This window comes from Pinisolibacter aquiterrae, from assembly GCF_019160155.1.
GTDB lineage: Bacteria > Pseudomonadota > Alphaproteobacteria > Rhizobiales > Ancalomicrobiaceae > Pinisolibacter > Pinisolibacter aquiterrae.
In genome coordinates this window covers 189,095-212,846 of record NZ_JAFNIH010000041.1, presented here as the reverse complement: position 1 = coordinate 212,846, position 23,752 = coordinate 189,095, and the positions used below count along the sequence as shown (strand labels likewise).

The window sequence follows — 23,752 nt, the reverse complement described above, 5'->3', positions numbered from 1 at the left end:
ACGCCGTCCTCTTCCGGTTTCGGCGTTCGAGCCGCCGTTCTCGTCGTCCGCGCCGCCCTCATCATCCCCGAGGTGCCGTCGGGCGCCGTCCTCGTGCCCGAGGCGCCGTCAGGCGCCGTCCTCATGCCACGTGCGGCCGTCGCGCTCGATCAGGGCGATGCCGGCGGAGGGCCCCCAGGTGCCGGAGCGATAGGCCTTGGGCATTTCGCCCGAGGCGCTCCAGGCCTCCAGGATCGGATCGACCCAGGCCCAGGCGGCCTCGACCTCGTCGCGGCGCATGAACAGGGTCTGGTTGCCCCGCACCACGTCCATGATCAGGCGCTCGTAGGCGTCGGCGTGGCGGTCGGCGAAGGTCTCGGCGAAGGTCATGTCGAGCGGCACCCGGCGCAGGCGCATGCCGCCGGGGCCGGGGTCCTTGATCATCAAGGAGAGCTTGACGCCCTCGTCGGGCTGGAGGCGGATCACCAACTCGTTGCGCAGGATCGGACCGGCGGCCTCGTCGAAGACCGAATGGGGGATCGGGCGGAAACTCACGACGATCTCGGAGACCCGCTCGGCGAGGCGCTTGCCGGAGCGCAGATAGAAGGGCGTGCCGGCCCAGCGCCAGTTTTCGACCTCGACCTTGAGGGCGACGAAGGTCTCGGTCGGGCTCGACGGGCGTCCCAACTCCTGGAGATAGCCCGCGGCCGGTCCCTCGGCCGAGGCTCCCTTCTCATATTGGCCGCGCACGGTCACCCGCCCCGCCTCGGCCGGGCCGATCGGCTTCAGGGCCTTCAAGACCTTCAGCTTCTCGTCGCGGACGGTGTCGGCGTCGAGCGAGGCCGGCGGCTCCATCGCCACCAGACAGAGGAGCTGGAGCATGTGGTTCTGGACCATGTCGCGCAGGGCGCCGGCGCCGTCGTAATAGCCCGCGCGGCCCTCGACGCCGAGGCTCTCGGCGACGGTGATCTGGACGTGATCGATGCGGGCGGCGTTCCACAGGGGCTCGAAGAGCGCGTTGGCGAAGCGCAGAGCCATCAGGTTCTGCACCGTCTCCTTGCCGAGATAGTGGTCGATGCGGAAGATCTGGGTCTCGGCGAAGACCGCGCCGACCGCCTCGTTGACCACATGGGCGGAGGCGAGCGACTTGCCGATCGGCTTCTCCACCACGACCCGGCTCTGGGCGCTGACCAGGCCGGTGCGCTCGAGACCGCGACAGATCGCGCCGAAGAGGTCGGGGCTGGTCGCCAGATAATAGACGCGGATACGCTCCGGCTCGGACGCGAGCAGGGCGGCGAGATCGCCCCACCCGCCGTCGCCGAGGGCGTCGACCGCGACGTAACCGAGGCGGGCGATGAAACGCTCGATCACCTCCTCGTCGCGCTCGTGCTCGGGCACGTGGGCGTCGATCGATTCGCGCGCGAGGGCGCGATAATCGTCGACGCTCATAGGGGCGCGCGCGGCGCCGAGGATGCGGGTGCCGGGCGGGATCTGCCCGACCCGGTCGCGGTGGTAGAGCCCCGGCAGGAGCTTGCGGCGCACGAGGTCGCCGGTGCCGCCGAAGGCGACGAAGTCGAAGGGTTCGACCGAGATGACGCGACTGGCCATGAGTGCCCCCGAAGAGCGAGGCTCGCGATCCGCCCTCGGATCGATCCGTCGCCCCCGATAACCGATCCGACGACGCCTCGATCGTGAATCTAGGGCGGATCATAGGCCGAACAATCGGCAACTCAATGTCATTTGCGCAACAAGTTTCATGAAAAACAGGACCGCGCGCCGGGGATATCGATCGGCGGGGCGAAAAAGCGAAGGGGCGGTCCCCAGGACCGCCCCTTTCGAAATCCGTCCGACTTCGGCGTCCGGAGACGCCGACGTGCGGGGATCGGCGTCAGTGCATCGCACCGCGCGCGACTTCCTCGATGCGGCTGCGCACGAGGCCGATGTCGCAGAGCTGACGGTCGTCGAGAGCCGACAGTTCACGCACCGCGCGGCGGTAGTTGCGGAAGCGCTCCACGGAGGAACGGACATGGGTGGCGATGGTGATCAGCGACATGACATTTTCGAGGATCTCTCCGATCCCCTCTCCCTCGATGGGCCCGCTCAGTCCCTCCCGGTCACTCCCGGGATTGAACGAACCCGTTCCATGACGATGAAATAAGCGCCTTTCTGCCTAAATTGAAGGCGGCCTTTCTTGCCCCTGCCATGCGTTTTTCGCATGGGTTCGGTCATGAGGATTTACTATTCGTCAACCCATCGAGCGTCGCACGGGATTCGCCGTATCGGCGTATCTCCCGGTTTCCCACCGGAATGTCGGGAAGGGGCGAATGACGGCGGGAATATGGCGAAGACCCGGCGGCCATGCGGCGCATGCAGATCTCCGCCCCGGGAAAGCCCCACCTCGTTCGGAGGGACTGCCTTGCGTCAGCGCGCCGAAGCGGTGGCCGGAGCCTGGACGCCGTCGTCGAGCGCGACCCAACGGTTCTGGTCTTCCTGCGACTGGCGCTTGACGAAGCGATAGCCCGTCTTCACCCAGGCGAAAATGTCGTCGCGCATGTTGTCGAGGACGAAGTCGCCATGGTCGGTCTTGACGGTGAGCACCGCATGGCCATCGCCCTGGCGGTCGATGACCACGGTGACGAGCAGGGCCTGACGCGGGAAGCCGCGCTCCATGAGCATCTTGCGCTTGAGCAGGACGTAGTCCTCGCAATCGCCCTTGCCGTCGGTCGGGATGTCCCAACGATCGGCCTGCCCCCAGTGCTCCTGATCGGTGACCGGCTCGATGGCGGCGTTCACCGAACGATTGACGTCGACCAGCGTGTTCCAGACCCGCCCGTCGAGGCGGACGTCGCGGGCGGCCATGCGGCCACCGGCGCAGTCGCCGGTGGAGCGGCGGCAGTAGTCGACCCAACCCCAGACCGGCCGTGCCTCGCCCACCGGCAGCGCCGTGGTGGTTTCCGGCAGTTTGGCGAGCACGATGGCATCCCGCGCCTCGACCACCGTCGAAACGGCGGAGGACGCGATGAAGACAATCAATCCCCAGGTCTTCAGCTTCAGCATGGCGAAAGCAACTCCCCTTCCCAGTGGAGACACCTTCGCACATGCGGATTATGTCCACGTCAAACTTTGTAGTCGTTTTTCTGAGATGAGATATACTGTTACTTAATCTAGATGATTACTTTGTTGCCGAATTCCATCGAATTTGCACGAAGGCGCGTAAGACTCTGGTAACCCTGCCGGCCGCAGTGTGGGGCCGGGATCCCACCCTTCCCTTTCCGCGCCTCTTCGCTCGTCCGACGTCTCGGGGACGCTCCGCCATGGCCTCCGCCTGCACCAATGGTCTCGACACCGGCTTCGTCGCCCTCGGCACCACCAAGGTGGCGATCCTCGGCGTCGTTCAGGGGATCACCGAGCTTCTGCCGATCTCCTCGACCGCGCACATGCGGGTGGTGCCGACCTTTCTCGGCTGGCCCGATCCCGGCTCGGCCTTCTCGGCGGCGATGCAGCTGGCGGCGCTCTTCGCGGTCGTCACCTATTTCTGGCGCGACGTGTGGCGGCTCGGGTCCGGGTCGATCCGGGCGGTGCAAGAGAGCGACTATCGCTCGTTCGAATTCCGCATGGCGGTCGGCATCGTGGTCGCCACCATCCCGATCGTCATCGGCGGGTTGCTCCTGAAGAAGCAGCTCAACGCCTGCGGCTCGCCCTTACGCGAATTGTGGGTGATCGGCGCGGCCTCGGTCGGCATGGCGGTGCTGCTGGCGATCGCGGAGCTCGTGTGCCGGCACAAGCGGACCTTCGAGGAGATCCGCCTGCGCGACGCGGTGGTGATCGGCCTCGCCCAGGTCGGAGCGCTGATCCCGGGCGTGTCGCGGTCCGGCTCGACCCTGACGGCGGCGCTCTTCATGAATCTGAAGCGCGAGGACGCCGCGCGCTATTCCTTCCTGCTCGGCCTGCCGGCGATCACCGGGGCGGGCGTGAAGGAGCTGATGGAACTGCGCCACGCCGGGCTCGACGCGCAGGGATGGGAGGTGCTCGGGGTCGGGCTCGCCTCCGCCTCGCTCTCCGCCTTCGTGGCGATCTGGACCCTGATGAAGGTGATGGAGCGTTTCTCGGCCTGGCCCTTCGTGATCTACCGCCTCCTGATGGGCGCCTTCCTGCTCCTGATCGTCTGGCTCGGCGTCCTCGATCCGATGATCTGATCTCGGAGGGAAGCGCGCGAAGCGAAAAAAGCCGACGGGCGATCCGTCGGCTTCGTCGTCTTCGCGGGCGACTCGTCGTCGCGGCCTCGGGGCGGGTCAGCCCATCGACGGGCGCCAGCCGCCGGAGCGGGCGGAGAACTTCGCCTGTTTCAGGAACTTCTTCTGGACCCGCTCGCGCTTCAGCCGCGACAGGTGATCGATGAAGACGACCCCGTCGAGATGGTCGATCTCGTGCTGGAGGCAGGTGGCGAGCAGGCCGTCGGCCTCGACGATCTGCTCCTTGCCGTCGCGATCGAGGTAGCGAACCTTCACGCGGGCCGGGCGCTCGACGTCGTCGTAGTGCTCGGGCACCGAGAGGCAGCCCTCCTGATAGGTGTTCGTCTCCTCGGAGACCCACAGGATCTCGGGGTCGACGAGACACATCGGCGCCTTCTCCTCGTCCTCGCGGGAGAGGTCGATGGTGACGATCCGCTTCGGGATGCCGACCTGGATCGCCGCCAGCCCGATGCCGGGGGCGGCGTACATGGTCTCCAACATGTCGTCGAGCAGACGGCGGATCTCGTCGTCGACGTGGCCGACCGGCTCGGAGACGAGCTTCAGGCGGGGATCGGGAAGAGTGATGATGTCGAGTTTGGCCATGTCGGCTGAGATAGGTGAGCCGGCATCGACGGTCAATCGGGGAGCGGCGGGAAAAGCCACGAATTCCTCGCCGCCCGAGGGGTCGAGGCGCCTCAGAGCGTCTTCGCCAGCGCCTCGAGCTGTCCGATCACCGTGCCCCAGCCGTCCCGGAAGCCCATCTCGTCGTGCCGGGCGGCATCGGCGGCGCTCTCGTGCAGGACGCGGGCGGTGTAGCGGGTGCCGTCGGCCTCGTCGACCATGTCGATGATCGCGGTCATGGCGAGCCAGGGGCGGGCCGGGCGCCACCCGGGCCCGAGCGAGGAGGTGAAGACGATCCGCCGTTCCGGCACCACCTCGAGGAAGCAGCCGGGATTGTCGCTCTCGCCGCCGGCCTCGGCCGGGCCGCGCATCGACGTGTGGAAGCCGCCGCCGGGGCGCAGATCGAAGGCGAGAACCTCGGTGGTCCAGGGCTTCGGGCACCACCATTGCGCCAGAAGGACCGGATCGGTCCAGGCCCGCCACAGCCGGGCGCGGGAAACCGCGAGGACGCGCGAAATCTCGAGGTCGAGGGCACCGTCGTTCATGTCTCGTCTCCTCCTTCGATGAGCAGGGCATCCAGGCGATCGAACCGCGCCTCCCAGGCGGCTCGCTGCGCGGCGAGCCAGGCGCGGGCCTCGTCGAAGGCGTTCGGCGCCAGGGTGCAGACCCGGGCGCGGCCGACCTTGCGGCTTGTCGCCAGACCGCCGCGCTCGAGCACGGCGAGATGTTTGGCGACCGCCGGCAGCGACAGGCCGAGCGGCTCCGCCAATTCGCTCAAGGTCGCCGGCCCCTCGACGAGGCGGGCGACCATCGCCCGCCGGCCGGGATCCGACAGGGCGGAAAAAGTCCGATCGATAGCGGCGGAACACTTTACCATGCGGTTCAGTATCACGGGTCGCGCCGGTTCGTCCAGAAATACTTCACCGGATGGTTCAGTTTTGTCCTCGGCGGTGTTCCTCTGGCCGGGCAATCGCTCGAAACACGACGGTCGCGGAGACGACGCGGCGAGGCGTCCGCATGCCCTCCCTGCTCCCCCTGCGGGAGAAGGAAGAGGGCGCCTCGCGACGATCGCCCGTTTCCTCCGTTTCGCCGGTCGACGACGAGAACAAAACATGATCTCTTAAGGAAAACCTGTCACGGTCGGCGCATGTCGGAAACGCTCCTCCTCCTCGGCGGCTTCGCCGTCACCCTCCCCCATCTCCTCTTCGCCGGCGGCGGCTTCGCCGGCGGGCTCGTCGTCGCGGCGCTCGGGCGGGGCCGCTCGGTCCGCGAGCGGATCGCGGCGGAGACGCTCGCGCTCGATCAGGCCCAGGAGACCGAGCGGCGGCTCGCCGAGATCGGCCGTCTCCAGGCGGAGATGACCGGGCGGATGCAGACCATGGCCGAGGTGTTCGGCTCGCGGCAGGCGGATCTGGCGCGCGGGCTCTCCGAGCGGCTCGACGGGCTCGGGGCGCGGATCGGCCATTCGCTCACCGACACGTCGCGGGCGACCTCGGCGAGCCTCACGTCGCTGGCCGAGCGGCTGGCGGTGATCGATCGCGCCCAGCGCGGCATCACCGAACTCTCGGCCGAGATGATCCAATTGAAGTCGATCCTGGCGAACAAGCAGGCGCGCGGCGCCTTCGGCCAGGGGCGGATGGAGGCGATCGTCGCCGACGCGCTGCCGCCGAACGGCTATGCGTTCCAGGCGACGCTCTCGACCGGGGTCCGGCCGGACTGCCTCGTCCATCTCCCCGACGGCGCGCCCGGCCTCGTCGTCGACGCCAAGTTTCCGCTGGAGGGGTGGACGGCGTTTCGCGAGGCGGAGAGCGCGGAGGCGCGGGCGGCCGCCATGCAGGGGTTTCGCCGCGACGTGATCCGCCACGTGATCGACATCCGCGACAAATATCTCCTCGCCGGCGAGACCCACGACACCGCCTTCCTGTTCGTGCCGTCGGAATCGATCTTCGCGGACCTACACGAGCACTTCGCCGAGGTGGTGCAGCGAGCGCACAGGGCGCGGGTGGTGATCGTCTCGCCGTCGCTCCTGGTGCTCGCCATCCAGGTGGTGCAGTCGATCGGCCGGGATGCCGCGATCCGCTCGCAGGCGCATGTGATCCAGGCGGAGGTCGGCGCGCTCGTCGAGGATGTCGCCCGCCTCGCCGAGCGCGTGACGAAACTCCAGACGCATTTCGGCCAAGCGACGCGCGATCTGGACCAATTGGCGATTTCCGCCGACAAGGTGGTTCGCCGTTCGGCCCGGATCGAAGCGCTCGATCTCGAGACCGCGACCGACACCCGCCCTCGCCTCGCCGGCGAATGATACGTTCGGAGATCTGCATGTCGCTCATCGTCGCCATCGAGAACTGGACGCCGGATCAGTGGATCGAGCGGTTCCGCCGGCTCGCCCCCGACCTCGAGGTGATCGACGCGCGCGAGCCCTTCGATCCGGAGGCGGTGCGCTTCGCGGCAGTGTGGAAGCCGAAGCCGGGGTTGCTGGCGCGGCTCCCCAATCTCCAGGCCATCTTCAATCTCGGGGCCGGCGTCGACGCGCTCCTCGGCGATCCGACCCTGCCGGACGTGCCGGTCGTGCGCATCGTCGATCCGGATCTGACGGCGCGGATGACCGAATGGGTGGTGATGAACGTGCTCGCCCAGCATCGGCGGATGGACCACCACCGGGCGAGCCAAGCGCGGGCGGTGTGGGTGCCGATCGACCAGCCGGCGGCGCACGCGGTCACGGTCGGCCTGATGGGGCTCGGCGTGCTGGGTAAGGACGCGGCCGAGGTGCTCCGGCGGCTCGGCTTCGATCTCGTCGGCTGGAGCCGCTCGAAGCACGGCCTGCCCGGCGTCACGACCTACGCCGGCACGGCCGAGCTGCCGGCCTTCCTCGCCCGCACCGACATTCTCGTCGTGCTGCTGCCGGCGACGCCGGACACGCACGGCCTCCTCGACCGCGCGCTCTTCCGGCAGTTGCGTGGCGCGGCGCACATCGGCGGTCCGGTGATCGTCAATGCCGGACGCGGGGCGCTGCAGGTCGAGGCCGACATTCTCGCCGCGCTCGACGCGGGCGAGTTGGCGCACGCCGTGCTCGACGTGTTCGAGGTCGAGCCGCTGCCGGTGACCTCGCCCTTGTGGGCGCATCCGAAGGTGACGATCACGCCGCACTGCGCCGCCGACAGCGACGCCGAGGCGCTCGCCCACCGGATCGTCTCGGGCATCGCCACGCTGAAGCGCGGCGAGGCGCTCGATCCGGCGCTCGTGGTCGATCGGACGCGGGGCTACTGATCAGAGCACCCGGCGCGCCGCCCGGAGCGGGGTGCCGGCGGCCTCGATCCGCGCCAGCCCCTCGGCGATCCCCTCGATGCCGACCGCCATCATCGCGGCGTTGGCGTGAACGAAGGTCTCCCCGTCGCGCACCAGCGCGACGTGGCCGGGCCAGAACAGGAGATCGCCGCGCCGCCAGCCGGCCGGGTCGAGACCGATCGGCTCGCCGAGCGTCTTCTCCTGCAGGTCGGTGTCGCGCGGGCAGGGAATGCCGCAGGAAAAGAGCGCCGTCTGGACGAGACCGGAGCAGTCGATGCCGAGGCTCGAGCGGCCGCCCCAGAGATAGGGGATGCCGAGGAAGCGCTCGGCGACGGCGACCGGATCGCTTTCACGCGTGTCGATCGGGGCGAGGTGATGGGCGACGATCGCCCCACCCTCGACGGTGATCGCGAAACGGCGGCCGTTCTCCTCGCGCTCGCGCAAGACCCGGACGAGCGAACCGAAGGAGAGGCGCGCGGTCGGCGGCTGTTTGATCGAGAGCGCGGGATAGACGAAGGTCGCGAGCGCGGCGACGCGGTGGGTCGCGGGTGCCGCCTCGCCCTTCAGGATCGCGTGGCTCGGCAGGTAGCCGACGTAACCGTCGCGATCGAGTTGAACCCAGCTCCAGCCCTCGTCGTCCTCGTCCAAGACCCGCAGCGTCTCGCCGGCGAGCACCTCGGTGTCGAGACCGGCGTCGGGACGGGGGAGACGGCGCAGCGGCGCGACGGCGTCGAGGACGCGCGCCGCGATCGGCTCGACATAACGTTCGGCCTGGACGATGCCACGCAGATGCGCGGCGGCGCAATCGGGGCGAGCGGGGGTGAGGCGCGGATCGAGAGACTCCACGGGGCGGATCCCTCCTGTCAGAGGCCGAGCAGCCGGTCGGCGGCGGATTCGACGAGAAGGCCGAGCATGAAGTCGACCAGGGTGAAGCCGACCGCCGCGCCCCAGGGCCGTTCACCGGCGAGGACCGCGACGCGCCAGCCACAGAAGAGCGAGAAGCCGAGGGCGGCGAGGGTCGCCGGGCCGAGCATCGAGGTCGGCAGGAGGTGCATCAGCCACAGCGCCACCACCAGCGCATAGGGGAGCGAGGCGGCGATCGCCGTCCAGTTGCGCGCCACCATCCACGGCACGAAGACGCGGGTGAGGCCGAGCGGCCGGCCCAGGGCGGCGAGAAACAGCGGAAAGGCGATCCAGCCGAAGACGTAGTTGACCAGGCCGGCGAGGATCACCACCACGGTGCCGGTCTCGTGCGGCGTGCCGAGGGCGGCGTTGAGGCGGACATCGGCGAGGATCGACAGGGCGACGGCCGGCGCCAGCCAGAGCATCACCCTGAAGGACGACCAGAAGCCGTCGAGGCTCGTGTCCATCGCCGCCAGACCGCGCCGATCACCGCCGAGGAGGCGGAGCGATCCGACCAGCGCGGCGATCGTCGCGCCGCTCATCGCGCGCTCCCGAACCACCGTTCGAGGAAGGCGACATAGACCTGCGTCAACACCTCGAGATCGGCGACCGGCACGCGTTCGTCGACCTGATGCATGGTCTGGCCGACCAGGCCGAACTCGACCACCGGGCAATAATCCTTGATGAAACGAGCATCCGAGGTGCCGCCGTTGGTGGAGAGGCCGGGACGGCGGCCGACGACGCTCTCGACCGCGTCGGCGAGCGTCTCGACCAGGGCGGGATCGCGGGTCAGGAAACTGTCCGACGACGGGCTCTCGAGCGTCAGCTCCCAGTCGACGTCGTTGCCGGCCGCCTCGCGCAGGCGCCGGCGCAGTTCGGCGTCGAGGCTCGCCCGGTTCCACTGATCGTTGAAGCGGATGTTGAAGCGGGCGCGGGCCTCGCGCGGGATGACGTTCCACGAGGGATTGCCGACGTCGAAGGAGACCAGTTCCAGGTTCGAGGGCTGGAAGCGATCGTTGCCGGCGTCGAGGGGCGTGGCGACCAGCGCGGCGGCGAGGCGCATCGCCTTGGGGATCGGGTTGTCGGCCAAGTGAGGATAGGCGACGTGGCCCTGGCGGCCGGTCACGGTGACCGTGCCGGAGAGCGAGCCACGCCGGCCGACCTTGATCGCGTCGCCGATCGCCTCCGGGTTGGTCGGCTCGCCGACGATCGCCGCGTCGAAGCGATGGCCGCGTTCGTCGGCCCATTTCAGGAGCTTGACCGAACCGTTGATCGACGGCCCCTCCTCGTCGCCGGTGATCAGCAGCGACACCGAACCGGGGAGCTCGACGCCCTTCGCCGCGAGGCGTCCGAGGGCGGCGAGGAAGGCGGCGATGCCGCCCTTCATGTCGACGGCGCCGCGTCCGTAGAGGATGCCCTCCTCGATACGGCCGGCGAAAGGGTCGTGGCGCCAGCGGGCGACGTCGCCGGGGGGCACCACGTCGGTGTGGCCGGCGAAGACGAAATGCGGCCCCGCGTCGCCCCGGCGGGCGAAGAGATTGTCGATGTCGGGGGTGCCGGCCTCGGAGAAGACCGGGCGTTCGACGGTGAAGCCGAGGCTCGCGGCGATGGCGCCGACGAGATCGAGGGCGCCGCCGTCGGCCGGCGTCACCGACGGACAGACGAGGAGCGCGCGGGCGATGGCGACGGGATCGTCGAGGGCGGGAAGCGAATGGGTCATCGGGGGCATGTAACCGTCCGCCCGCGACGGGGTCAACGGCGGCGACGCACGGCGGCCGAGGTCGAGGCCCGGTCGGGCGAGCGTGTCCCCCAGAGGCGGCTCCCGTCGCGGCGCACGATGACCGGCGGCCCCTTCGCGACCACCGTGGCGCGGGGCGGGGACGGCTCCTCGACCGGGACGAGGATGGGAACGGGCTCGACGACGGGGCGCCGAGCGCCCGCGAGGCCGACGTCGCCGTTCAGCCCGGCGACGAGTTCGTCGAGGGCGGCGCGCAGGGGACGCGGCGCGCCGTGACGGTTCGCCGCCCGGCTGCCGGGCAGGAAACCGAGCATCAGAAAGCCGATGGTCGGGCCGAGCGCGGGGATGAACAGCACCAGCGTCCACACCGCCGCGAAGTTCATGTCGTGCCACCGCTTGGCGAAATGGCACCACACCAGCCAGAAGTCGACGACGGCGAGGAACCCGCCGAGCCAACCGACCTGCGCCGGCAGGACGCCGTCGGCGAGCGCCATGATCGCCTGGGGGACGGCGAGCCTGCGCAGGATCCAGATGTGGACGAAGAGCCCGATCCAGAATTCCGCCCGGCCGATGCGACCGCGCGGCAGGAAGAGGAACGTCAGGAAACGCAAGGCGGAACCCTCCATCGGACGCTCAAGAGGGGAGACCACGCCGACCGAAACCGGCGCGGCTCGGGCGCGAGATCACCTCGGCGAGCGGGGTGGGGCGCGCGGCGGGCGGCGAGGCGGCGGGAGCGGAGCGGGAGGCGGACGCGGCCCAGCGCGCGACGACGTCGTCGAGGCGACCGTCGTCGGCCGCCGGCGCATCGTCTCGGACCCGGGCGGCAGCCTCGCCCACCGGCGGGCCGAAGCGATTGGCGCCGGGCGTGCCGGGCGAAAGGCCGAGCTCGACGGCGAGCCAGACCGGACCGATCAGGGGCAGCGCGCCGACGAGGCACCACCAGCCCGACTTGTCGCGATCGTGCCAGCGCCGAACCGTCGCGGCGAAGCCGATCCAGGCCGGCACGGCCGCCACGGCGATCCATGGAAGGAGATCGGCGATGTTCGTGTTCGTCCAATCGAGATCCACCGTCGGGCCGAGCGCGAGGGCGAGCGCGAGACCGACGACGATCTGAACGAGACCGGCGGCCCAGAAGCCGCCACGGCCGGTCCGTCCTCGGAGCGTGAAGAGGGAGGCGATCGGCGACACGGGCGGGCCCTTCCGGGGACGAGATCCACCCGGAAACCCTCGCACGAGGACCTTACCCGACGATCAATTCCGCCCGGCGATCCGCCGGATGGTTTCCCGCGCCTTGCCGAGATCCCTCGAACTCTCACGAGGCGCGGCGATCCGGGCCGTTCACCTCTCGCCGGGCTCCCTCGGCGCGACCTCGCCGGGGAGCACGCCGAGTTCGACGAGGCCCCAGAGGAGCGCGAGGACGAAGGCGATCCAGGAGAACCACAGCCGCTCCAGCCAATGGGCGGCGACGATCGCCGGCAGGGCGAAGGCGAGGAGGCGCAGGCCCGGTTGCCCGCGATCGCGCAGGCGGCGGGCGCTCGCGACGACCAGGATCCAGACCCCGGCGATCCAGAGAAGCGCGACGGCGCCCCAGACCGCCGCCAGTGTCGCCGGGCGGCGGCCGAGATGTTCGGCGAATAAGGACAGGCTCTCCTCGCTCGCCAGCGCGTCCTGGGCGACCCAGAGCGCGGCGACGAGCGCCATCCGCGTCCACCAGCCGCCGCGATCGAGGCGTCCGGCGTGCGAGAACAGGGCGGCGGCGAGGCGCGGCACGAGCCCGGATTCCGCCACCTCTCCCTCCCCTAGCCGGTCGATCAGTCGCGCAGCAGCTCGTTGATGCCGGTCTTCGAGCGGGTCTGCGCGTCGACGGTCTTGACGATGACGGCGCAATAGGTCGACGGGCCGGGGGTGCCGTCGGGCAGCGGCTTGCCGGGCAGGTTGCCGGAGACCACCACCGAATAGGGCGGCACCCAGCCGACGTGGACCTCGCCGGTCATGCGGTTCACGATCTTGGTGGAGGCGCCGATGTAGACGCCCATGGCGAGCACCGAGCCCTCGCCGACGATCACGCCCTCTACCACTTCCGAGCGGGCGCCGATGAAGCAGTTGTCCTCGATGATGGTCGGGCCGGCCTGGAGCGGCTCCAGCACGCCGCCGATGCCGACGCCGCCGGAGAGATGGACGTTCTTGCCGATCTGGGCGCAGGAGCCGACGGTCGCCCAGGTGTCGACCATGGTGCCGCCGTCGACATAGGCGCCGAGGTTCACGAAGGAGGGCATCAGCACCACGTTCGGGGCGATGAAGGCGGAGCGGCGCACGATGCAGCCGGGCACCGCGCGGAAGCCGGCGGCGTCGAATTCCATGGCGCGCCAGCCGTCGAACTTGGAGGGGACCTTGTCCCACCAGGTGGCGTCGCCGGGACCGCCCTTGATGACGCTCATGGCGTTGAGGCGGAAGGACAGAAGCACCGCCTTCTTCAGCCACTGATTGACGACCCAGCCGCCATCCTGCTTCTCGGCGACGCGGGCCTTGCCCTTGTCGAGCAGGTCGAGGGCGGTCTCGACGGCGTCGCGGACCGCGCCCTTGGTGGTGGTGTCGATCTCGGCGCGGCGCTCGAAGGCGTCGTCGATGGTGGCGGCGAGATCGGCGAGGGCGGCGGGCGTGAGGTTCATCGGGCGGGTTCCGTCCGTTGGCGATCGGATGATCGGGAGAAGGGGAGGTTCGGCCGCGACCATAGCGGCGGGCGCGGCGGCGATCAACGACGGCGCGCCGATCCGATGGTCGCGTGTCAGGGCGTCGCACTCGGGGCGACGCGCTCCAGGAAACCGGCGAGATGGTCGGTCACCCAATGGACGTGGGGGGCGTCGCGGCCGTCGAATTCCCAGGTCTCGCGCATCACCGTCTCGGTGCCGGCCGGCACCACACCAGCACCGTCGCCATGCCGAGCGCGTCGGGCACCTCGAGGTTGCGGGAGAGGTCCTCGAACATCGCGGCGCGGGTCGGGTCGATCCCGGCCTGCCCGAGAAACTTCTCGTAGGTGGCGCGATGGGGTTTCGGCAGGAGATCGGCGGCGACGATGTCGAAGACGTCCTCGAAGTGCCGGGTGATGCCGAGGCGATCGGCGACCTTCTCGGCGTGCCGGCGGGTGCCGTTGGTCATGATGAAGCGGCGGCCCGGCAGGCGCTCGATCATCGCGCCGAGGTGGGGATCGGGCGCGACCACGGAATGATCGATGTCGTGGACATATTCGAGGAAGCCGTCGGGCGAGATGCCGTGCTCCAGCATCAGCCCGCGCAGGGTGGTGCCGTAGCGACGGTAATAGTCCTTCTGAAGGCGGTGGGCCTCCTCGGCGGTGGCGCCGACCAGCTCCATCACATAATCGCGAATCTTCACGTCGACCTGGGCGAAGAGGTCGGTGGCGGCCGGATAGAGCGTGTTGTCGAGATCGAAGATCCACACGTCGACGGCGCGGAAGCGGGCGGCGAGCGCCGCCTCGTCCATGCCGCCGCCGGTGGTGCGGTTCGGGCCGGCGATCACGGCGTGATCAGCGTGCCGGCGCCGTGCTCGGTGAAGAGTTCGAGCAGGACGGCGTGCGGCACCTTGCCGTTGAGGATGACCGCCGCCTCGACGCCGCGATCGAGCGCCTCGAAACAGGTCTCGACCTTGGGGATCATGCCGCCGGTGATGACGCCCTCGTCGATCAGGCGCTGAGCCTCGGCGCGCGACAGTTCCTTGATCAGCTGCTTGTTCGCGTCGAGGACGCCGGGCACGTCGGTGAGGAACAGGACGCGCGACGCCTTGAGCGCCCCGGCGATGGCGCCGGCGAAAGTGTCGGCGTTGACGTTGTAGGTCTCGCCGTCCTCGCCCGGGCAGACCGGAGCCAGGACCGGGATGATGTCCGACTTCTTCAGAACCTCGAGCACCTCGGTGCGAACCTCCTTGGGCTCGCCGACGAAGCCGAGATCGACCACCTTCTCGATCATCGAATCGGGATCGACGACGGTGCGCTTCAGCCGCGTCACGGTGACCATGTTGCCGTCCTTGCCGGTCAGGCCGATGGCGCGGCCGCCGGCCTCCTGGATGGTCTGGACGATCTCCTTGTTGATCGAGCCGGCGAGGACCATCTCGACGATGTCGACGGTGGCGCGGTCGGTGATGCGGAAGCCGCCGGCGAATTCCGACTTGATGTTGAGCTTGGCCAGCATCGCGTTGATCTGCGGCCCGCCGCCGTGGACCACGACCGGGTTGAGGCCGGAGAGCTTCAGCAGCGTGATGTCCTCGGCGAAGGCCTTGCCGAGCGCCTCGTCGCCCATGGCGTGGCCGCCGAACTTCACCACCACGGTCTTGTCGTCGTAGCGCAGCATGTAGGGCAGCGCCTTGGAGAGGATCTCGGCTTCCGCGACCATGGCGGCTTCGGACTTCGACGTGACGGACATGACGGTCTCCAGAACGAGATCAAGCGGCGAAGAAGGCGATTTCGGCCCGCAGCGCCTCGATGCCCCAGCCCTTCTCGGACGAGGTCACCAGGATCACCGGGTGGGCGGCGGGCCGTTTGCGGATCGCCTCGGCCGTGGCGGCGAGAACGGCGGCGACCGGGCGGCCGGTCTCTTCCTTGGCGATCTTGTCGGCCTTGGTGAGCACCAGCTGATAGCTGACCGCCGCCTTGTCGAGCATGTCGAGCACCTCGGTGTCGACCGGCTTCAGGCCGTGGCGGCCGTCGATGAGGAGATAGACGCGGCGCAGGTTCGGACGGCCGCGCAGATAGGAGAAGACCAGCCGGGTCCAGTCCTCGACCTGGGCCTTGGGCGCCTGGGCGAAGCCGTAGCCGGGCATGTCGACGATCGAGAGGCCGGCGTCGACCATCTCGCGCGGGGCGCCGGAGGTCAGTCGTTCGGTCTTCTTGGAGCGCTCATTCAGCACCGCCGGCACGAAATAGTTCAGTTCCTGGGTGCGGCCGGGCGTATTGGAGGTGCGCGCGAGGCCCTGTTGGCCGAGAACCGCGTTGATCAGCGACGACTTGCCGACGTTGGAGCGGCCGGCGAAGGCGATCTCGGATCCGGCGTCGATCGGCGGCAGATCGGCGAGATCGACCGCCCCCTTGGCGAAGGCCCAGGGGCGGGCGAAGAGGAGGCGGGCCTTCTCGGCCGCCGCGATCGCGCGGGCGTCCACTTCATCGGTCATGGTCGCCCCCCCTTTGCCGGCGCGGCTCGTTCCAGCGCGGCGACGTCGCCGCCGCGGATCGCGTCGAGAGACGCGGTGATGTGTTCGATCGGCCAATCCCACCAGGCAAGCGCCAGCAGGCGCTCGATCTCCTCGGGCGAGAAACGGTAGCGGATCACCCGGGCCGGATTGCCGCCGACGACCGCATAGGCCGGCACGTCGGAGGCGACCACCGAGCGCGCCGCGACGATCGCGCCGGCGCCGATCGTCACCCCGGGCATGATCATCGCCTCGGTGCCGATCCACACGTCGTCGCCGACGACGGTGTCGCCCTTCAGCCCGGCGCGGATCGTCTCGAAGTCGAACCCCTCTTCCCAACCGTGTCCGAAGATCGAGAAGGGAAAGGTCGAGATCCCCGTCATGGCGTGATTGGCGCCGTTCATCATGAACCGTACCCCGGTGGCGATCGCCGTGAAGCGGCCGATCACCAGCCGGTCGCCGAGGAAGTCGTAATGGTGGAGGACGCATTTGTCGACGAAGCGTTCGGGCTCGTCGGGGTCGTCGTAGTAGGTGAAGTCGCCGACCGAGATCGTGTCCCGGTCGATCAGTGGCTTGAGGAACACGACCCGAGGATGGGCCGGCAGCGGGTGGATCGTCGTCGGATCGGGAGGAGAGAGGAGGGGCATCGCCGGGCTCGTCGAAGGAGAACAGGAGACCGGACGGCGAGAGCCTCGCCGGTCCGGCGTCTTCCGGGTCTTGCGACCGGGACCGTCCGCCTCGCGCGGACCGCGTGCCCGATCGTCCTCACACGACCATCGACGTCACACTCCCTCGTCGCGAGCCTCAGCCCACCTTGGCCGAGCCCCGACCGAACATGCCCTTGATGTTGTCCCAGAGCTCCACCTTCACGCCGTTGCGGGACATGATGTAGGCCTGCTGGGCGATCGAGAGCAGGTTGTTCCAGGTCCAGTAGATCACCAGACCCGCCGGCATCGACGCCAGCATGAAGGTGAACAGCACCGGCATCCAGTCGAACATCATCTTCTGGGTCGGATCCGGCGGCGGCGGATTGAGCTTCATCTGGACGAACATCGTGACGCCCATGATCAGCGGCCAGAGACCGATCATCATCATTTGCGGCGGCGTCCAGGGAATCAGGCCGAACAGGTTGAACAGCGAGGTCGGATCGGGCGCCGAGAGGTCGTGGATCCAGCCGTAGAACGGCGCCTGACGCATCTCGATGGTGACGAAGATCACCTTGTAGAGCGAGAAGAACACCGGGATCTGCACCAGGATCGGCAGGCAGCCGGCGAGAGGATTGATCTTCTCGCGGCGATAGAGATCCATCAGCGCCTGCTGCTGGGCGGTGCGATCGTCCTTGAAGCGAGCCTGAAGCTCCTTCATCTCCGGCTGCACCTTCTTCATCTTGCTCATCGAGTCGTAGGACTTGTTGGCGAGCGGGAAGAAGACGGCCTTGATCAGCACCGTGACGATCAGGATGGCGATGCCGAAGTTGCCGACGAGATGGTTCAGCCAGCTGATGACGTGGAACAGCGGCTTGGTCAGGAAGTAGAACCAGCCCCAGTCGATCAGCCGATCGAAGCGGGCGATGTCGTAGGTCTTGGCGTAGCCGTCGACGACGCCGACCTCCTTGGCGCCGGCGAAGAGCCGGGTCGAGGACGAGATCTCGGCGCCGGCGGCGAGCGGCATCGCCTCGGCCAGCATGAAGGTGCGGTAGACGTCGGGCTGGCCGGCGGCGGCCGGGGTCGCGGCAAAGCGCGGCTGGGTCGTGACGGCCTTGTCGGGGATCAGCGCGGCGGCCCAGTACTTGTCGACGAAGCCGATCCAACCGCCGGCGACCTTGGCCGGCTCGATCTTCAGCTTCTCCTTGAGGTCCTTGTAGTTGACCTCCTTGAGACCCTCGTCGCCGAAGACGCCGATCGCGCCCTCGTGGAGGATGTAGTAGCCCGAGGTGGTCGGGGTGCCGAAACGCGAGAGCGCCGAATAGGGGAACAGCGCGGTGGCTCGGTCGGTCGCGTTCTTCACCTTGTCGGTGACGGTGAACATGTATTCGGCGTCGACCGCGATGGTGCGCTCGAAGACGATGCCCTCACCGTTGTCCCAGGTCAGCACCACCGGGGTCGAGGGGGTCAGCGCGCCGGTGCCCTGCTGGATCCAGCGGGTCTCGGGGCCAGGCACCTTGACCGGGGCGCCGGCGTCCGACAGCCAGCCGAAATCGGCGAAATAGGCGTTCTCCGCCCCGGCCGGAGTCAGGAGCGCGATCTCCGGGCTCTTCGGATCGATCGTCTCGCGATATTTGCGGAAGGAGACGTCGTCGAGGCGGGCGCCGACGAGGTCGATCGAGCCGTCGAGGGTCGGGGTGCGGATCTCGATGCGGGGACGGGCGGCGATCGCCTGGGCGCGGGTCTGGGCGGTGGCGACGACGCCGTTGCCGAGCGGCGCCGGCGCGGCCGGGGTGCCCGCGCCCGGGGCGGCCGGAACGGCCCCCGGCGCGGCCGCGGTCGCGGCGGCGGTCGGCGCGGCGGGCGCGACCTGCGTCACCTCGGCGGCGCGGCGCAGGCGCTCGGCCTCCATGCGGGGGCCGGCGATGAAATACTGCCACCCGAACAGGACGAGAACCGAGAGCGCGATCGCGAAGATGTAGTTCTTGTTCTCGATCATCCGACGATCCCAGGGGTTTCACCGCTCGTGCGGTCGGCGGCCGGGAGATCGGCCGGGCGAGCGGCCACGGGGGCGGCCGACGCGATGCTCTTGGCGAGGGTCTTGTGCGCCTGCGCGAAGGCGCCGACGAGGTCGGCGCGCAGGGTCGCGAAGTCGAGGTCGAGGCTCTCGCGACGTCCGATCAGGACATGGTCCCGGCCGGGCCGCGCGACGCGATCGGCATCGAGGCGCAGAGCCTCCTTGAGGCGGCGGCGAACACGATTGCGCACCACCGCATTGCCGACCTTCTTGGTCACGGTGAAACCGCAGCGCGGGTCCACCTCGGCGTCGGCGAGGAGAGCGGACTGGAGAACGAAGCCGCGCCGAGCCGACCGCGCCCCACGGGCGACGACCAGAAACTCGGCGCGTTTCTTCAATCTCCGCATCGCGTCCCACGTCCTCGTGCCTTGCGGCGCCATGCCGAGGCCGAGGGCCATCGGCGGGACGGTCGCTTCGCGATCAGGCCGAGAGGCGCTTGCGACCGCGGGCGCGGCGGCGAGCGATCACCAGCCGGCCACCGACGGTGGACATGCGGGAACGGAAGCCGTGACGGCGCTTCCGCACGATCTTGGAGGGCTGGTAGGTGCGCTTCATGGGTCGTCGCCGCCCGTGATGGCGGCCCCCTGGTCTCGAGTTGTGCGTCACCCGCGCCCGAGCGCGGGGTTCGTCGTGATGGGACGCCTCTTCCGCCGTTCGACCCCCTCACGGCGAGGGAACCGACCGTGCGATCGTCGGCTTTCCGCCGATGATGGACGCGCGCAATTGCGCGGCCCGAAGGGACGAGGATCCCGGTCGAGGGGGCTTATAGGTGGCGCAGGGCGGATCTGTCAACGAGGAGCGCCGTCACGAAACGGCGATTTCACGCCTTTTCGCCGACGATGGTCGAGGATAGCATGGCGCTTCTTCTCCCGGAGCCGATCCGATCATGGCCGCGACGCGCGCCGACGACGAACTCACCCGAGCCGGGCCGGTCTGCAGCCGGGGTCCCCGGCTGTCGACGCGGCTCGTCGCCCTCACCGCGCTCTTCGTGGTGGTCGCGGAGATTCTCGTGTTCGTGCCGTCGCTGGCGCATTTCCGCATCAATCGGCTCCAAGAGGCGATCCACCGGGCCGAACTGGTGGTGACCGCGCTCTCCGGCAGCGCCGACATCGGTCGCGATCTGCAGAACCGCCTGCTCGGCGAGATGAGCGCCTCGGTGATCTCGGTGCGGCAGGGCGACATGCGGCGGCTGGTGGCGGTCTCCGAGACGCCGCCGACGCGGATCGACCGCATCGTCGATCTCGACCAGCCGCAGGCGTGGCGCTGGTCGATCGCCGCGATCACGATGTTGTTCGACGGCGACGAGGAGACCCTGCGGGTGCTCGGGCCGCCCAACGCGCGCGGCGACGTGGTCGATCTCGTCATGTCGTCGACGCCGATCCGCGCCGCCACGGTGCGTTTCGCCATCAATCTGGCGATGCTCTCGGCGGCGCTGGTGGCGGTGGTGGCGATCGTCGTGTTCCTGGTGCTGCGGCGGATGTTCCTGAAGCCGCTCGAGCACATGGCCCGGGCGATGGCGCGCTTCGCCGAGGACCCCGAGGATCCCGACCGGATCATCCGGCCGACCCCGCGCAACGACGAGATCGGCGACGCCGAGCGGCGCATGGCCGAGTTCCAGAGCGAGGTCGCGGGCGCGCTCACCCAGAAGAAGCATCTGGCCGATCTCGGCGTCGCCGTCTCCAAGATCAACCACGACCTGCGCAACATGCTGGCGGCGGCCCAGCTGGTGACCGACAGGCTCTCCGCCATTCCCGACCCGACCGTGCAGCGTTTCGTGCCGAAGCTGGTCGCGACCCTCGACCGCGCCATCGGCTATTCGCGAGCGGTGCTCGACTACGGCAAGACCGGCGAGGCGCCGCCGGACCGGCGTCTGATCGCGGTGCGCCGGCTGGTCGAGGACGTCGCCGAGATGGCCGGCCTCGGCGGCGAGGGCGACGGCGAGGCGGCGGCCGGCGAGACCGCCGTCCGGCTCGAGATCGACGTCGACAAGGCGCTGGAGATCGAGGCCGATTCCGATCAGCTCTTCCGCGTGCTGCTCAATCTGGTGCGCAATGCCCGTCAGGCGCTCGAGGCGGATTCCGATCCCGCGCTGGTGCGGCGGATCACCATCTCGGGACGGCGCAGCGGCACGGTGGTGACGCTCAGGGTGAGCGACACCGGGCCGGGCGTGCCGGCGCGCGCCCGCGACAATCTCTTCCGCCCGTTCCAGGGCGGTGTGCGCCAGGGCGGCACCGGCCTCGGACTGGCGATCTGCGCGGAGCTGGTGCGCGCCCACGGCGGCACCATCGAACTGATCGGCGACGGACCCGGCGCGACCTTCGAGATCACCATCGCCGATCGGGTGATCGACCTCACCCGAATCGACCGCCAGCGCCGCTCCTCGCGCTGATATCGCTCACATATTCCGAGATGCGGCCCCTCGGGACGATCTTCGGCGATCGCGGCGATCGGACACGCCCGAATACCGCATCCTGCGTGTGACACATGCAATTTCGTGTGTTATCGAATTTCTTTCACCCCACGCCCAATGGACATCATGGCCCGGCATCGAAGAGACGACGAGACGATCCTGCGCATCGCCCAGATGCGATACGATCAGCGGCTGCCTCAGAACGAGATCGCGCGGGCGCTCGACATATCCGAATCGACCGTCAGCCGCGCCCTCAAGGCGGCGATGGATCTCGGTTTCGTGGAAATTCAGATCTCTCCGACGGGCCTGCGCGACTTCGCGCTGGAGCGACGCCTGACGGCGGCCTACGGCATCGATCTCGCCGTGGTGGTGCAGCCGCGCTCGGGCGGCGCCCAGACCGCCGACGTGCTCGGCCGGGCGGTGGCACGGCTGGTCGAGGAACGCGCCCAGGCCGGCGCGGTGATCGGGGTCTCCGACGGCGACACGGTGGCGGCGGTGGCGGCGGCGGTGCGCCGGGCGCGCTCGACCGACGTCGACGTGGTCTCGCTCATCGGCGGTGTCGGCGCGCCGCAGATCCCTTCGCATTCGAGCGAGGTGTGCCGGACGCTCGCCACCGGCCTCGGCGGCCGCGCCTGGCAGTTGCCGGTGCCGGCGATCGTCGACGGGGCGGAGGCGGCGGCCCATCTCAAGGCCACCTCGACCGTCGGCGCGGTGTTCGACCTGATGGGCCGGGCCAATCTGGCGCTGGTCGGCATCGGCGCGATCAATCCGCTGGCGACGGTGTTCCGGCACGGGGTGATCCCCTCCGACAAGATCGAGGCGATCGCTACGGCGGGCGCGGTCGGCACCATCTGCGGCTGGTTCTACGGCCCGCGCGGCGTGCTGATCCCGACCGAATTCGACGATCGCACCCTCTCGGTGTCGCCGCGCGTCCTCCAGCGGGTGCCGATGCGCCTCGGCGTGGCGATGCACGCGACCAAGGCGCCGGCGATCAAGGCGGCGCTGGTCGGCGGCTGGATCAACGCCGTCGGCCTCGACGCGGAAACGGCGGAAGAGTTGCTCAGGATGCGGTGAACCACTGCGCCGAAACGCGAACGGGCGGCCTCTCGGCCGCCCGTTCCGTTTCGAACATCGTGTCGGGGCTCACCCCTCGACCTCGGAGAAGTCGAGCGGCACGCCGGTCGCGGCCGTCAGGTCGGCGATCGAGACGCCCGGCGCCATCTCCAGGACCTTCATGCCCTTCGGCGTCACGTCCATCACCGCCAGATCGGTGACGATGCGGTCGACCACGCCCTGGCCGGTCAGCGGCAGGGTGCACTCCGGCACGATCTTGTGGACGCCGCCCTTGGCGACGTGTTCCATCAGCACGATCACCCGCTGGACGCCGGCGACGAGGTCCATGGCGCCGCCCATGCCCTTGACCATCGAGCCGGGGATCATCCAGTTGGCGAGGTCGCCGTTCGCCGCCACCTGCATGGCGCCGAGGATGGCGAGGTTGACGTGACCGCCGCGGATCATCGCGAAACTGTCGGCGGAGGAGAAGAACGAGGCGCCCGGCAGGGCGGTCACGGTCTGCTTGCCGGCGTTGATCAGGTCGGCGTCGATCTCGTCCTCGGTCGGGAAGGGGCCGATGCCGAGCAGGCCGTTCTCCGACTGGAGCCACACGTTCATCCCCTCGGGGATGTAGTTGGCGACCAGCGTCGGCAGGCCGATGCCGAGGTTCACGTAGAACCCGTCTTGCAGTTCGCGAGCGGCGCGGGCCGCCATTTCGTCACGCGTCCAGGGCATGGGGCGTCTCCTCAGGCGGTCTTGCGCAGGGTGCGCTGTTCGATGCGCTTCTCCGGCGTGGCGTTGAGCACCAGGCGCTGGACGAAGATGCCGGGGGTGTGGATCTGGTCGGGATCGAGCTCGCCGACGGGCACGATCTCCTCGACCTCGGCGATCGTCACCTTGCCGGCGGTGGCGCACATCGGATTGAAGTTCCGCGCGGTCTTCCGATAGATCAGGTTGCCGGCGGCGTCCGCCTTCCAGGCCTTGACCAGGGCGACGTCGGCGACGATGCCGCGCTCCATGACGTAGGTGCGGCCGTCGAATTCACGCAGATCCTTGCCCTCGGCCACGACCGTGCCGACGCCGGTCGCCGTGAAGAAGGCGGGGATGCCGGCACCGCCGGCGCGCAGGCGCTCGGCGAGCGTGCCCTGGGGGGCGAATTCGAGCTCGAGCTCGCCGGACAGGAACTGCTGGGCGAAGAGCTTGTTCTCGCCGACATAGGACGAGATCATCTTCTTGATCTGACGGGTCTCGAGCAGAAGGCCGAGGCCGAAACCGTCGACGCCGGCGTTGTTCGACACGCAGGTCAGGCCGGTGACGCCGGAATCGCGCAGCGCCGCGATCAGCGCCTCGGGAATGCCGCAGAGGCCGAAGCCGCCGACGGCGAGCGTCTGACCGTCCTTCACCACGCCCGCGAGCGCGGCAGCAGCGCTCGGATAGATCTTGTTCATGAGACCGCGTTCCTCCTCGTGGATGACCAGCCGACGCGGTCGACAACCGAGATCCGACGGAGCAAATCGATTGGATCGCCCCGCCCGCCCCGGTTCCGCTCGGCCCCGTTTCCGCTTCTCCGCCGAGAAGATAGCGGCCCTCTCGCGGAAGCGAAACCCTCGACCT

At 69.2% G+C, this 23,752-nt stretch carries 26 protein-coding genes and 1 pseudogene; 5 read left to right on the top strand and 22 right to left on the bottom strand.

Annotated elements, in window-relative coordinates; all coding sequences use genetic code 11:
• Positions 1–108: 108 nt before the first annotated feature.
• The 3 genes from zwf to J3S89_RS16445 form a co-directional block, all read right to left on the bottom strand.
• Positions 109–1,587 carry a glucose-6-phosphate dehydrogenase gene (gene zwf, locus J3S89_RS16455; protein ID WP_217928849.1) on the bottom strand — a complete coding sequence of 493 codons (1,479 nt, stop codon included), beginning with the start codon at positions 1,585–1,587 and terminating at the stop codon, positions 109–111.
• A gap of 280 nt (positions 1,588–1,867) precedes the next feature.
• Positions 1,868–2,032, bottom strand: a complete 165-nt coding sequence (locus tag J3S89_RS16450) for a DUF1127 domain-containing protein (RefSeq protein ID WP_217928848.1) — start codon at positions 2,030–2,032, stop codon at positions 1,868–1,870.
• 368 nt (positions 2,033–2,400) lie between these two features.
• A complete protein-coding gene (locus J3S89_RS16445; protein ID WP_217928846.1) occupies positions 2,401–3,036 on the bottom strand; it encodes a transglutaminase-like cysteine peptidase in 636 nt (211 codons plus the stop codon).
• Between the two features lie 257 nt (positions 3,037–3,293).
• On the opposite strand from J3S89_RS16445, the gene J3S89_RS16440 reads away from it, so the two are divergent.
• Positions 3,294–4,175 (top strand): undecaprenyl-diphosphate phosphatase, encoded by an 882-nt coding sequence (locus J3S89_RS16440; RefSeq protein ID WP_217928844.1) that lies wholly within the window; start codon positions 3,294–3,296, stop codon positions 4,173–4,175.
• Between the two features lie 96 nt (positions 4,176–4,271).
• Here J3S89_RS16440 and def read toward each other — a convergent pair whose 3' ends face one another.
• From def to J3S89_RS16425, 3 genes are all read right to left on the bottom strand, one after another.
• Positions 4,272–4,814: a peptide deformylase gene (gene def, locus J3S89_RS16435; protein ID WP_217929189.1), complete on the bottom strand. Its 543-nt coding sequence runs from the start codon at positions 4,812–4,814 to the stop codon at positions 4,272–4,274.
• Between the two features lie 92 nt (positions 4,815–4,906).
• Positions 4,907–5,377: an SRPBCC family protein gene (locus J3S89_RS16430; RefSeq protein WP_217928842.1), complete on the bottom strand. Its 471-nt coding sequence runs from the start codon at positions 5,375–5,377 to the stop codon at positions 4,907–4,909.
• Positions 5,374–5,709: an ArsR/SmtB family transcription factor gene (locus J3S89_RS16425; protein ID WP_217928841.1), complete on the bottom strand. Its 336-nt coding sequence runs from the start codon at positions 5,707–5,709 to the stop codon at positions 5,374–5,376. Before J3S89_RS16425 ends, J3S89_RS16430 begins: the two co-directional genes overlap by 4 nt.
• A 270-nt stretch (positions 5,710–5,979) precedes the next feature.
• Between J3S89_RS16425 and J3S89_RS16420 the strand changes: the two genes are divergently transcribed.
• Entirely contained in the window at positions 5,980–7,134 is a 1,155-nt protein-coding gene (locus J3S89_RS16420; RefSeq protein WP_217928840.1) for a DNA recombination protein RmuC, read from the top strand.
• Positions 7,135–7,151: 17 nt separating this feature from the next.
• Positions 7,152–8,099: a 2-hydroxyacid dehydrogenase gene (locus J3S89_RS16415; RefSeq protein WP_230489187.1), complete on the top strand. Its 948-nt coding sequence runs from the start codon at positions 7,152–7,154 to the stop codon at positions 8,097–8,099.
• On the opposite strand, the gene J3S89_RS16410 is transcribed toward J3S89_RS16415, so the two are convergent.
• From J3S89_RS16410 to rpmH, 14 genes and pseudogenes are all read right to left on the bottom strand, one after another.
• Positions 8,100–8,963, bottom strand: a complete 864-nt coding sequence (locus J3S89_RS16410) for a C40 family peptidase (RefSeq protein ID WP_217928838.1) — start codon at positions 8,961–8,963, stop codon at positions 8,100–8,102.
• Positions 8,964–8,980: 17 nt separating this feature from the next.
• Complete coding sequence (locus J3S89_RS16405; protein ID WP_217928837.1) at positions 8,981–9,562, bottom strand: hypothetical protein; 582 nt, start codon at positions 9,560–9,562, stop codon at positions 8,981–8,983.
• A complete protein-coding gene (dapE, locus tag J3S89_RS16400) occupies positions 9,559–10,749 on the bottom strand; it encodes a succinyl-diaminopimelate desuccinylase (RefSeq protein WP_217928836.1) in 1,191 nt (396 codons plus the stop codon). The genes J3S89_RS16405 and dapE overlap by 4 nt, the downstream gene beginning before the upstream one ends.
• Before the next feature lie 23 nt (positions 10,750–10,772).
• Positions 10,773–11,369 (bottom strand): DUF805 domain-containing protein, encoded by a 597-nt coding sequence (locus J3S89_RS16395; RefSeq protein ID WP_217928835.1) that lies wholly within the window; start codon positions 11,367–11,369, stop codon positions 10,773–10,775.
• Between the two features lie 22 nt (positions 11,370–11,391).
• Positions 11,392–11,946: a DUF805 domain-containing protein gene (locus J3S89_RS16390; protein WP_217928833.1), complete on the bottom strand. Its 555-nt coding sequence runs from the start codon at positions 11,944–11,946 to the stop codon at positions 11,392–11,394.
• A gap of 150 nt (positions 11,947–12,096) precedes the next feature.
• Positions 12,097–12,546, bottom strand: coding sequence for a DUF805 domain-containing protein (locus J3S89_RS16385; RefSeq protein ID WP_217928832.1), 450 nt, complete (start codon positions 12,544–12,546; stop codon positions 12,097–12,099).
• A gap of 23 nt (positions 12,547–12,569) precedes the next feature.
• On the bottom strand, positions 12,570–13,427 hold the full coding sequence (gene dapD / locus J3S89_RS16380; RefSeq protein ID WP_217928831.1) for a 2,3,4,5-tetrahydropyridine-2,6-dicarboxylate N-succinyltransferase: 858 nt from the start codon (positions 13,425–13,427) through the stop codon (positions 12,570–12,572).
• A 116-nt stretch (positions 13,428–13,543) separates the two neighbouring features.
• Positions 13,544–14,256 (bottom strand): annotated as a pseudogene (locus tag J3S89_RS16375) (pyrimidine 5'-nucleotidase).
• Between the two features lie 32 nt (positions 14,257–14,288).
• Positions 14,289–15,191 (bottom strand): acetylglutamate kinase, encoded by a 903-nt coding sequence (gene argB, locus J3S89_RS16370; RefSeq protein WP_217928830.1) that lies wholly within the window; start codon positions 15,189–15,191, stop codon positions 14,289–14,291.
• Positions 15,192–15,210: 19 nt separating this feature from the next.
• Entirely contained in the window at positions 15,211–15,936 is a 726-nt protein-coding gene (locus tag J3S89_RS16365; RefSeq protein WP_217928829.1) for a GTP-binding protein, read from the bottom strand.
• Positions 15,933–16,601 (bottom strand): CatB-related O-acetyltransferase, encoded by a 669-nt coding sequence (locus J3S89_RS16360; RefSeq protein ID WP_217928828.1) that lies wholly within the window; start codon positions 16,599–16,601, stop codon positions 15,933–15,935. The genes J3S89_RS16365 and J3S89_RS16360 overlap by 4 nt, the downstream gene beginning before the upstream one ends.
• 157 nt (positions 16,602–16,758) lie before the next feature.
• Positions 16,759–18,597 (bottom strand): membrane protein insertase YidC, encoded by a 1,839-nt coding sequence (gene yidC / locus J3S89_RS16355; protein ID WP_217928827.1) that lies wholly within the window; start codon positions 18,595–18,597, stop codon positions 16,759–16,761.
• A complete protein-coding gene (gene rnpA / locus J3S89_RS16350; RefSeq protein ID WP_217928826.1) occupies positions 18,594–19,022 on the bottom strand; it encodes a ribonuclease P protein component in 429 nt (142 codons plus the stop codon). Before rnpA ends, yidC begins: the two co-directional genes overlap by 4 nt.
• A 73-nt stretch (positions 19,023–19,095) precedes the next feature.
• The gene (gene rpmH / locus J3S89_RS16345; RefSeq protein ID WP_217928825.1) at positions 19,096–19,230 is read right to left on the bottom strand and encodes a 50S ribosomal protein L34; all 135 of its coding nucleotides are present in this window, start codon (positions 19,228–19,230) and stop codon (positions 19,096–19,098) included.
• 331 nt (positions 19,231–19,561) lie between these two features.
• Between rpmH and J3S89_RS16340 the strand changes: the two genes are divergently transcribed.
• Together J3S89_RS16340 and J3S89_RS16335 are read left to right on the top strand one after the other, a co-directional pair.
• Positions 19,562–21,064: a sensor histidine kinase gene (locus J3S89_RS16340; RefSeq protein WP_217928823.1), complete on the top strand. Its 1,503-nt coding sequence runs from the start codon at positions 19,562–19,564 to the stop codon at positions 21,062–21,064.
• A 147-nt stretch (positions 21,065–21,211) separates the two neighbouring features.
• Complete coding sequence (locus J3S89_RS16335) at positions 21,212–22,159, top strand: sugar-binding transcriptional regulator (protein ID WP_217928821.1); 948 nt, start codon at positions 21,212–21,214, stop codon at positions 22,157–22,159.
• A 69-nt stretch (positions 22,160–22,228) separates the two neighbouring features.
• Here the strand turns inward: J3S89_RS16335 and J3S89_RS16330 are convergent, their stop codons facing one another.
• Together J3S89_RS16330 and J3S89_RS16325 are read right to left on the bottom strand one after the other, a co-directional pair.
• Positions 22,229–22,873, bottom strand: coding sequence for a CoA transferase subunit B (locus J3S89_RS16330; RefSeq protein WP_217928819.1), 645 nt, complete (start codon positions 22,871–22,873; stop codon positions 22,229–22,231).
• A gap of 11 nt (positions 22,874–22,884) precedes the next feature.
• Positions 22,885–23,586: a CoA transferase subunit A gene (locus J3S89_RS16325; protein WP_217928816.1), complete on the bottom strand. Its 702-nt coding sequence runs from the start codon at positions 23,584–23,586 to the stop codon at positions 22,885–22,887.
• Positions 23,587–23,752 lie beyond the last annotated feature (166 nt).

Coding starts and splice junctions, on each gene's coding strand:
- zwf (WP_217928849.1), bottom strand. CDS start 1,587: ATGGCCAGTCGCGTCATCTCGGTCGAACCCTTCGACTTCGTCGCCTTC.
- J3S89_RS16450 (WP_217928848.1), bottom strand. CDS start 2,032: ATGTCGCTGATCACCATCGCCACCCATGTCCGTTCCTCCGTGGAGCGC.
- J3S89_RS16445 (WP_217928846.1), bottom strand. CDS start 3,036: ATGCTGAAGCTGAAGACCTGGGGATTGATTGTCTTCATCGCGTCCTCC.
- J3S89_RS16440 (WP_217928844.1), top strand. CDS start 3,294: ATGGCCTCCGCCTGCACCAATGGTCTCGACACCGGCTTCGTCGCCCTC.
- def (WP_217929189.1), bottom strand. CDS start 4,814: ATGGCCAAACTCGACATCATCACTCTTCCCGATCCCCGCCTGAAGCTC.
- J3S89_RS16430 (WP_217928842.1), bottom strand. CDS start 5,377: ATGAACGACGGTGCCCTCGACCTCGAGATTTCGCGCGTCCTCGCGGTT.
- J3S89_RS16425 (WP_217928841.1), bottom strand. CDS start 5,709: ATGGTAAAGTGTTCCGCCGCTATCGATCGGACTTTTTCCGCCCTGTCG.
- J3S89_RS16420 (WP_217928840.1), top strand. CDS start 5,980: ATGTCGGAAACGCTCCTCCTCCTCGGCGGCTTCGCCGTCACCCTCCCC.
- J3S89_RS16415 (WP_230489187.1), top strand. CDS start 7,152: ATGTCGCTCATCGTCGCCATCGAGAACTGGACGCCGGATCAGTGGATC.
- J3S89_RS16405 (WP_217928837.1), bottom strand. CDS start 9,562: ATGAGCGGCGCGACGATCGCCGCGCTGGTCGGATCGCTCCGCCTCCTC.
- dapE (WP_217928836.1), bottom strand. CDS start 10,749: ATGCCCCCGATGACCCATTCGCTTCCCGCCCTCGACGATCCCGTCGCC.
- dapD (WP_217928831.1), bottom strand. CDS start 13,427: ATGAACCTCACGCCCGCCGCCCTCGCCGATCTCGCCGCCACCATCGAC.
- argB (WP_217928830.1), bottom strand. CDS start 15,191: ATGTCCGTCACGTCGAAGTCCGAAGCCGCCATGGTCGCGGAAGCCGAG.
- J3S89_RS16365 (WP_217928829.1), bottom strand. CDS start 15,936: ATGACCGATGAAGTGGACGCCCGCGCGATCGCGGCGGCCGAGAAGGCC.
- J3S89_RS16360 (WP_217928828.1), bottom strand. CDS start 16,601: ATGCCCCTCCTCTCTCCTCCCGATCCGACGACGATCCACCCGCTGCCG.
- yidC (WP_217928827.1), bottom strand. CDS start 18,597: ATGATCGAGAACAAGAACTACATCTTCGCGATCGCGCTCTCGGTTCTC.
- rnpA (WP_217928826.1), bottom strand. CDS start 19,022: ATGCGGAGATTGAAGAAACGCGCCGAGTTTCTGGTCGTCGCCCGTGGG.
- rpmH (WP_217928825.1), bottom strand. CDS start 19,230: ATGAAGCGCACCTACCAGCCCTCCAAGATCGTGCGGAAGCGCCGTCAC.
- J3S89_RS16340 (WP_217928823.1), top strand. CDS start 19,562: ATGGCCGCGACGCGCGCCGACGACGAACTCACCCGAGCCGGGCCGGTC.
- J3S89_RS16335 (WP_217928821.1), top strand. CDS start 21,212: ATGGCCCGGCATCGAAGAGACGACGAGACGATCCTGCGCATCGCCCAG.
- J3S89_RS16330 (WP_217928819.1), bottom strand. CDS start 22,873: ATGCCCTGGACGCGTGACGAAATGGCGGCCCGCGCCGCTCGCGAACTG.
- J3S89_RS16325 (WP_217928816.1), bottom strand. CDS start 23,586: ATGAACAAGATCTATCCGAGCGCTGCTGCCGCGCTCGCGGGCGTGGTG.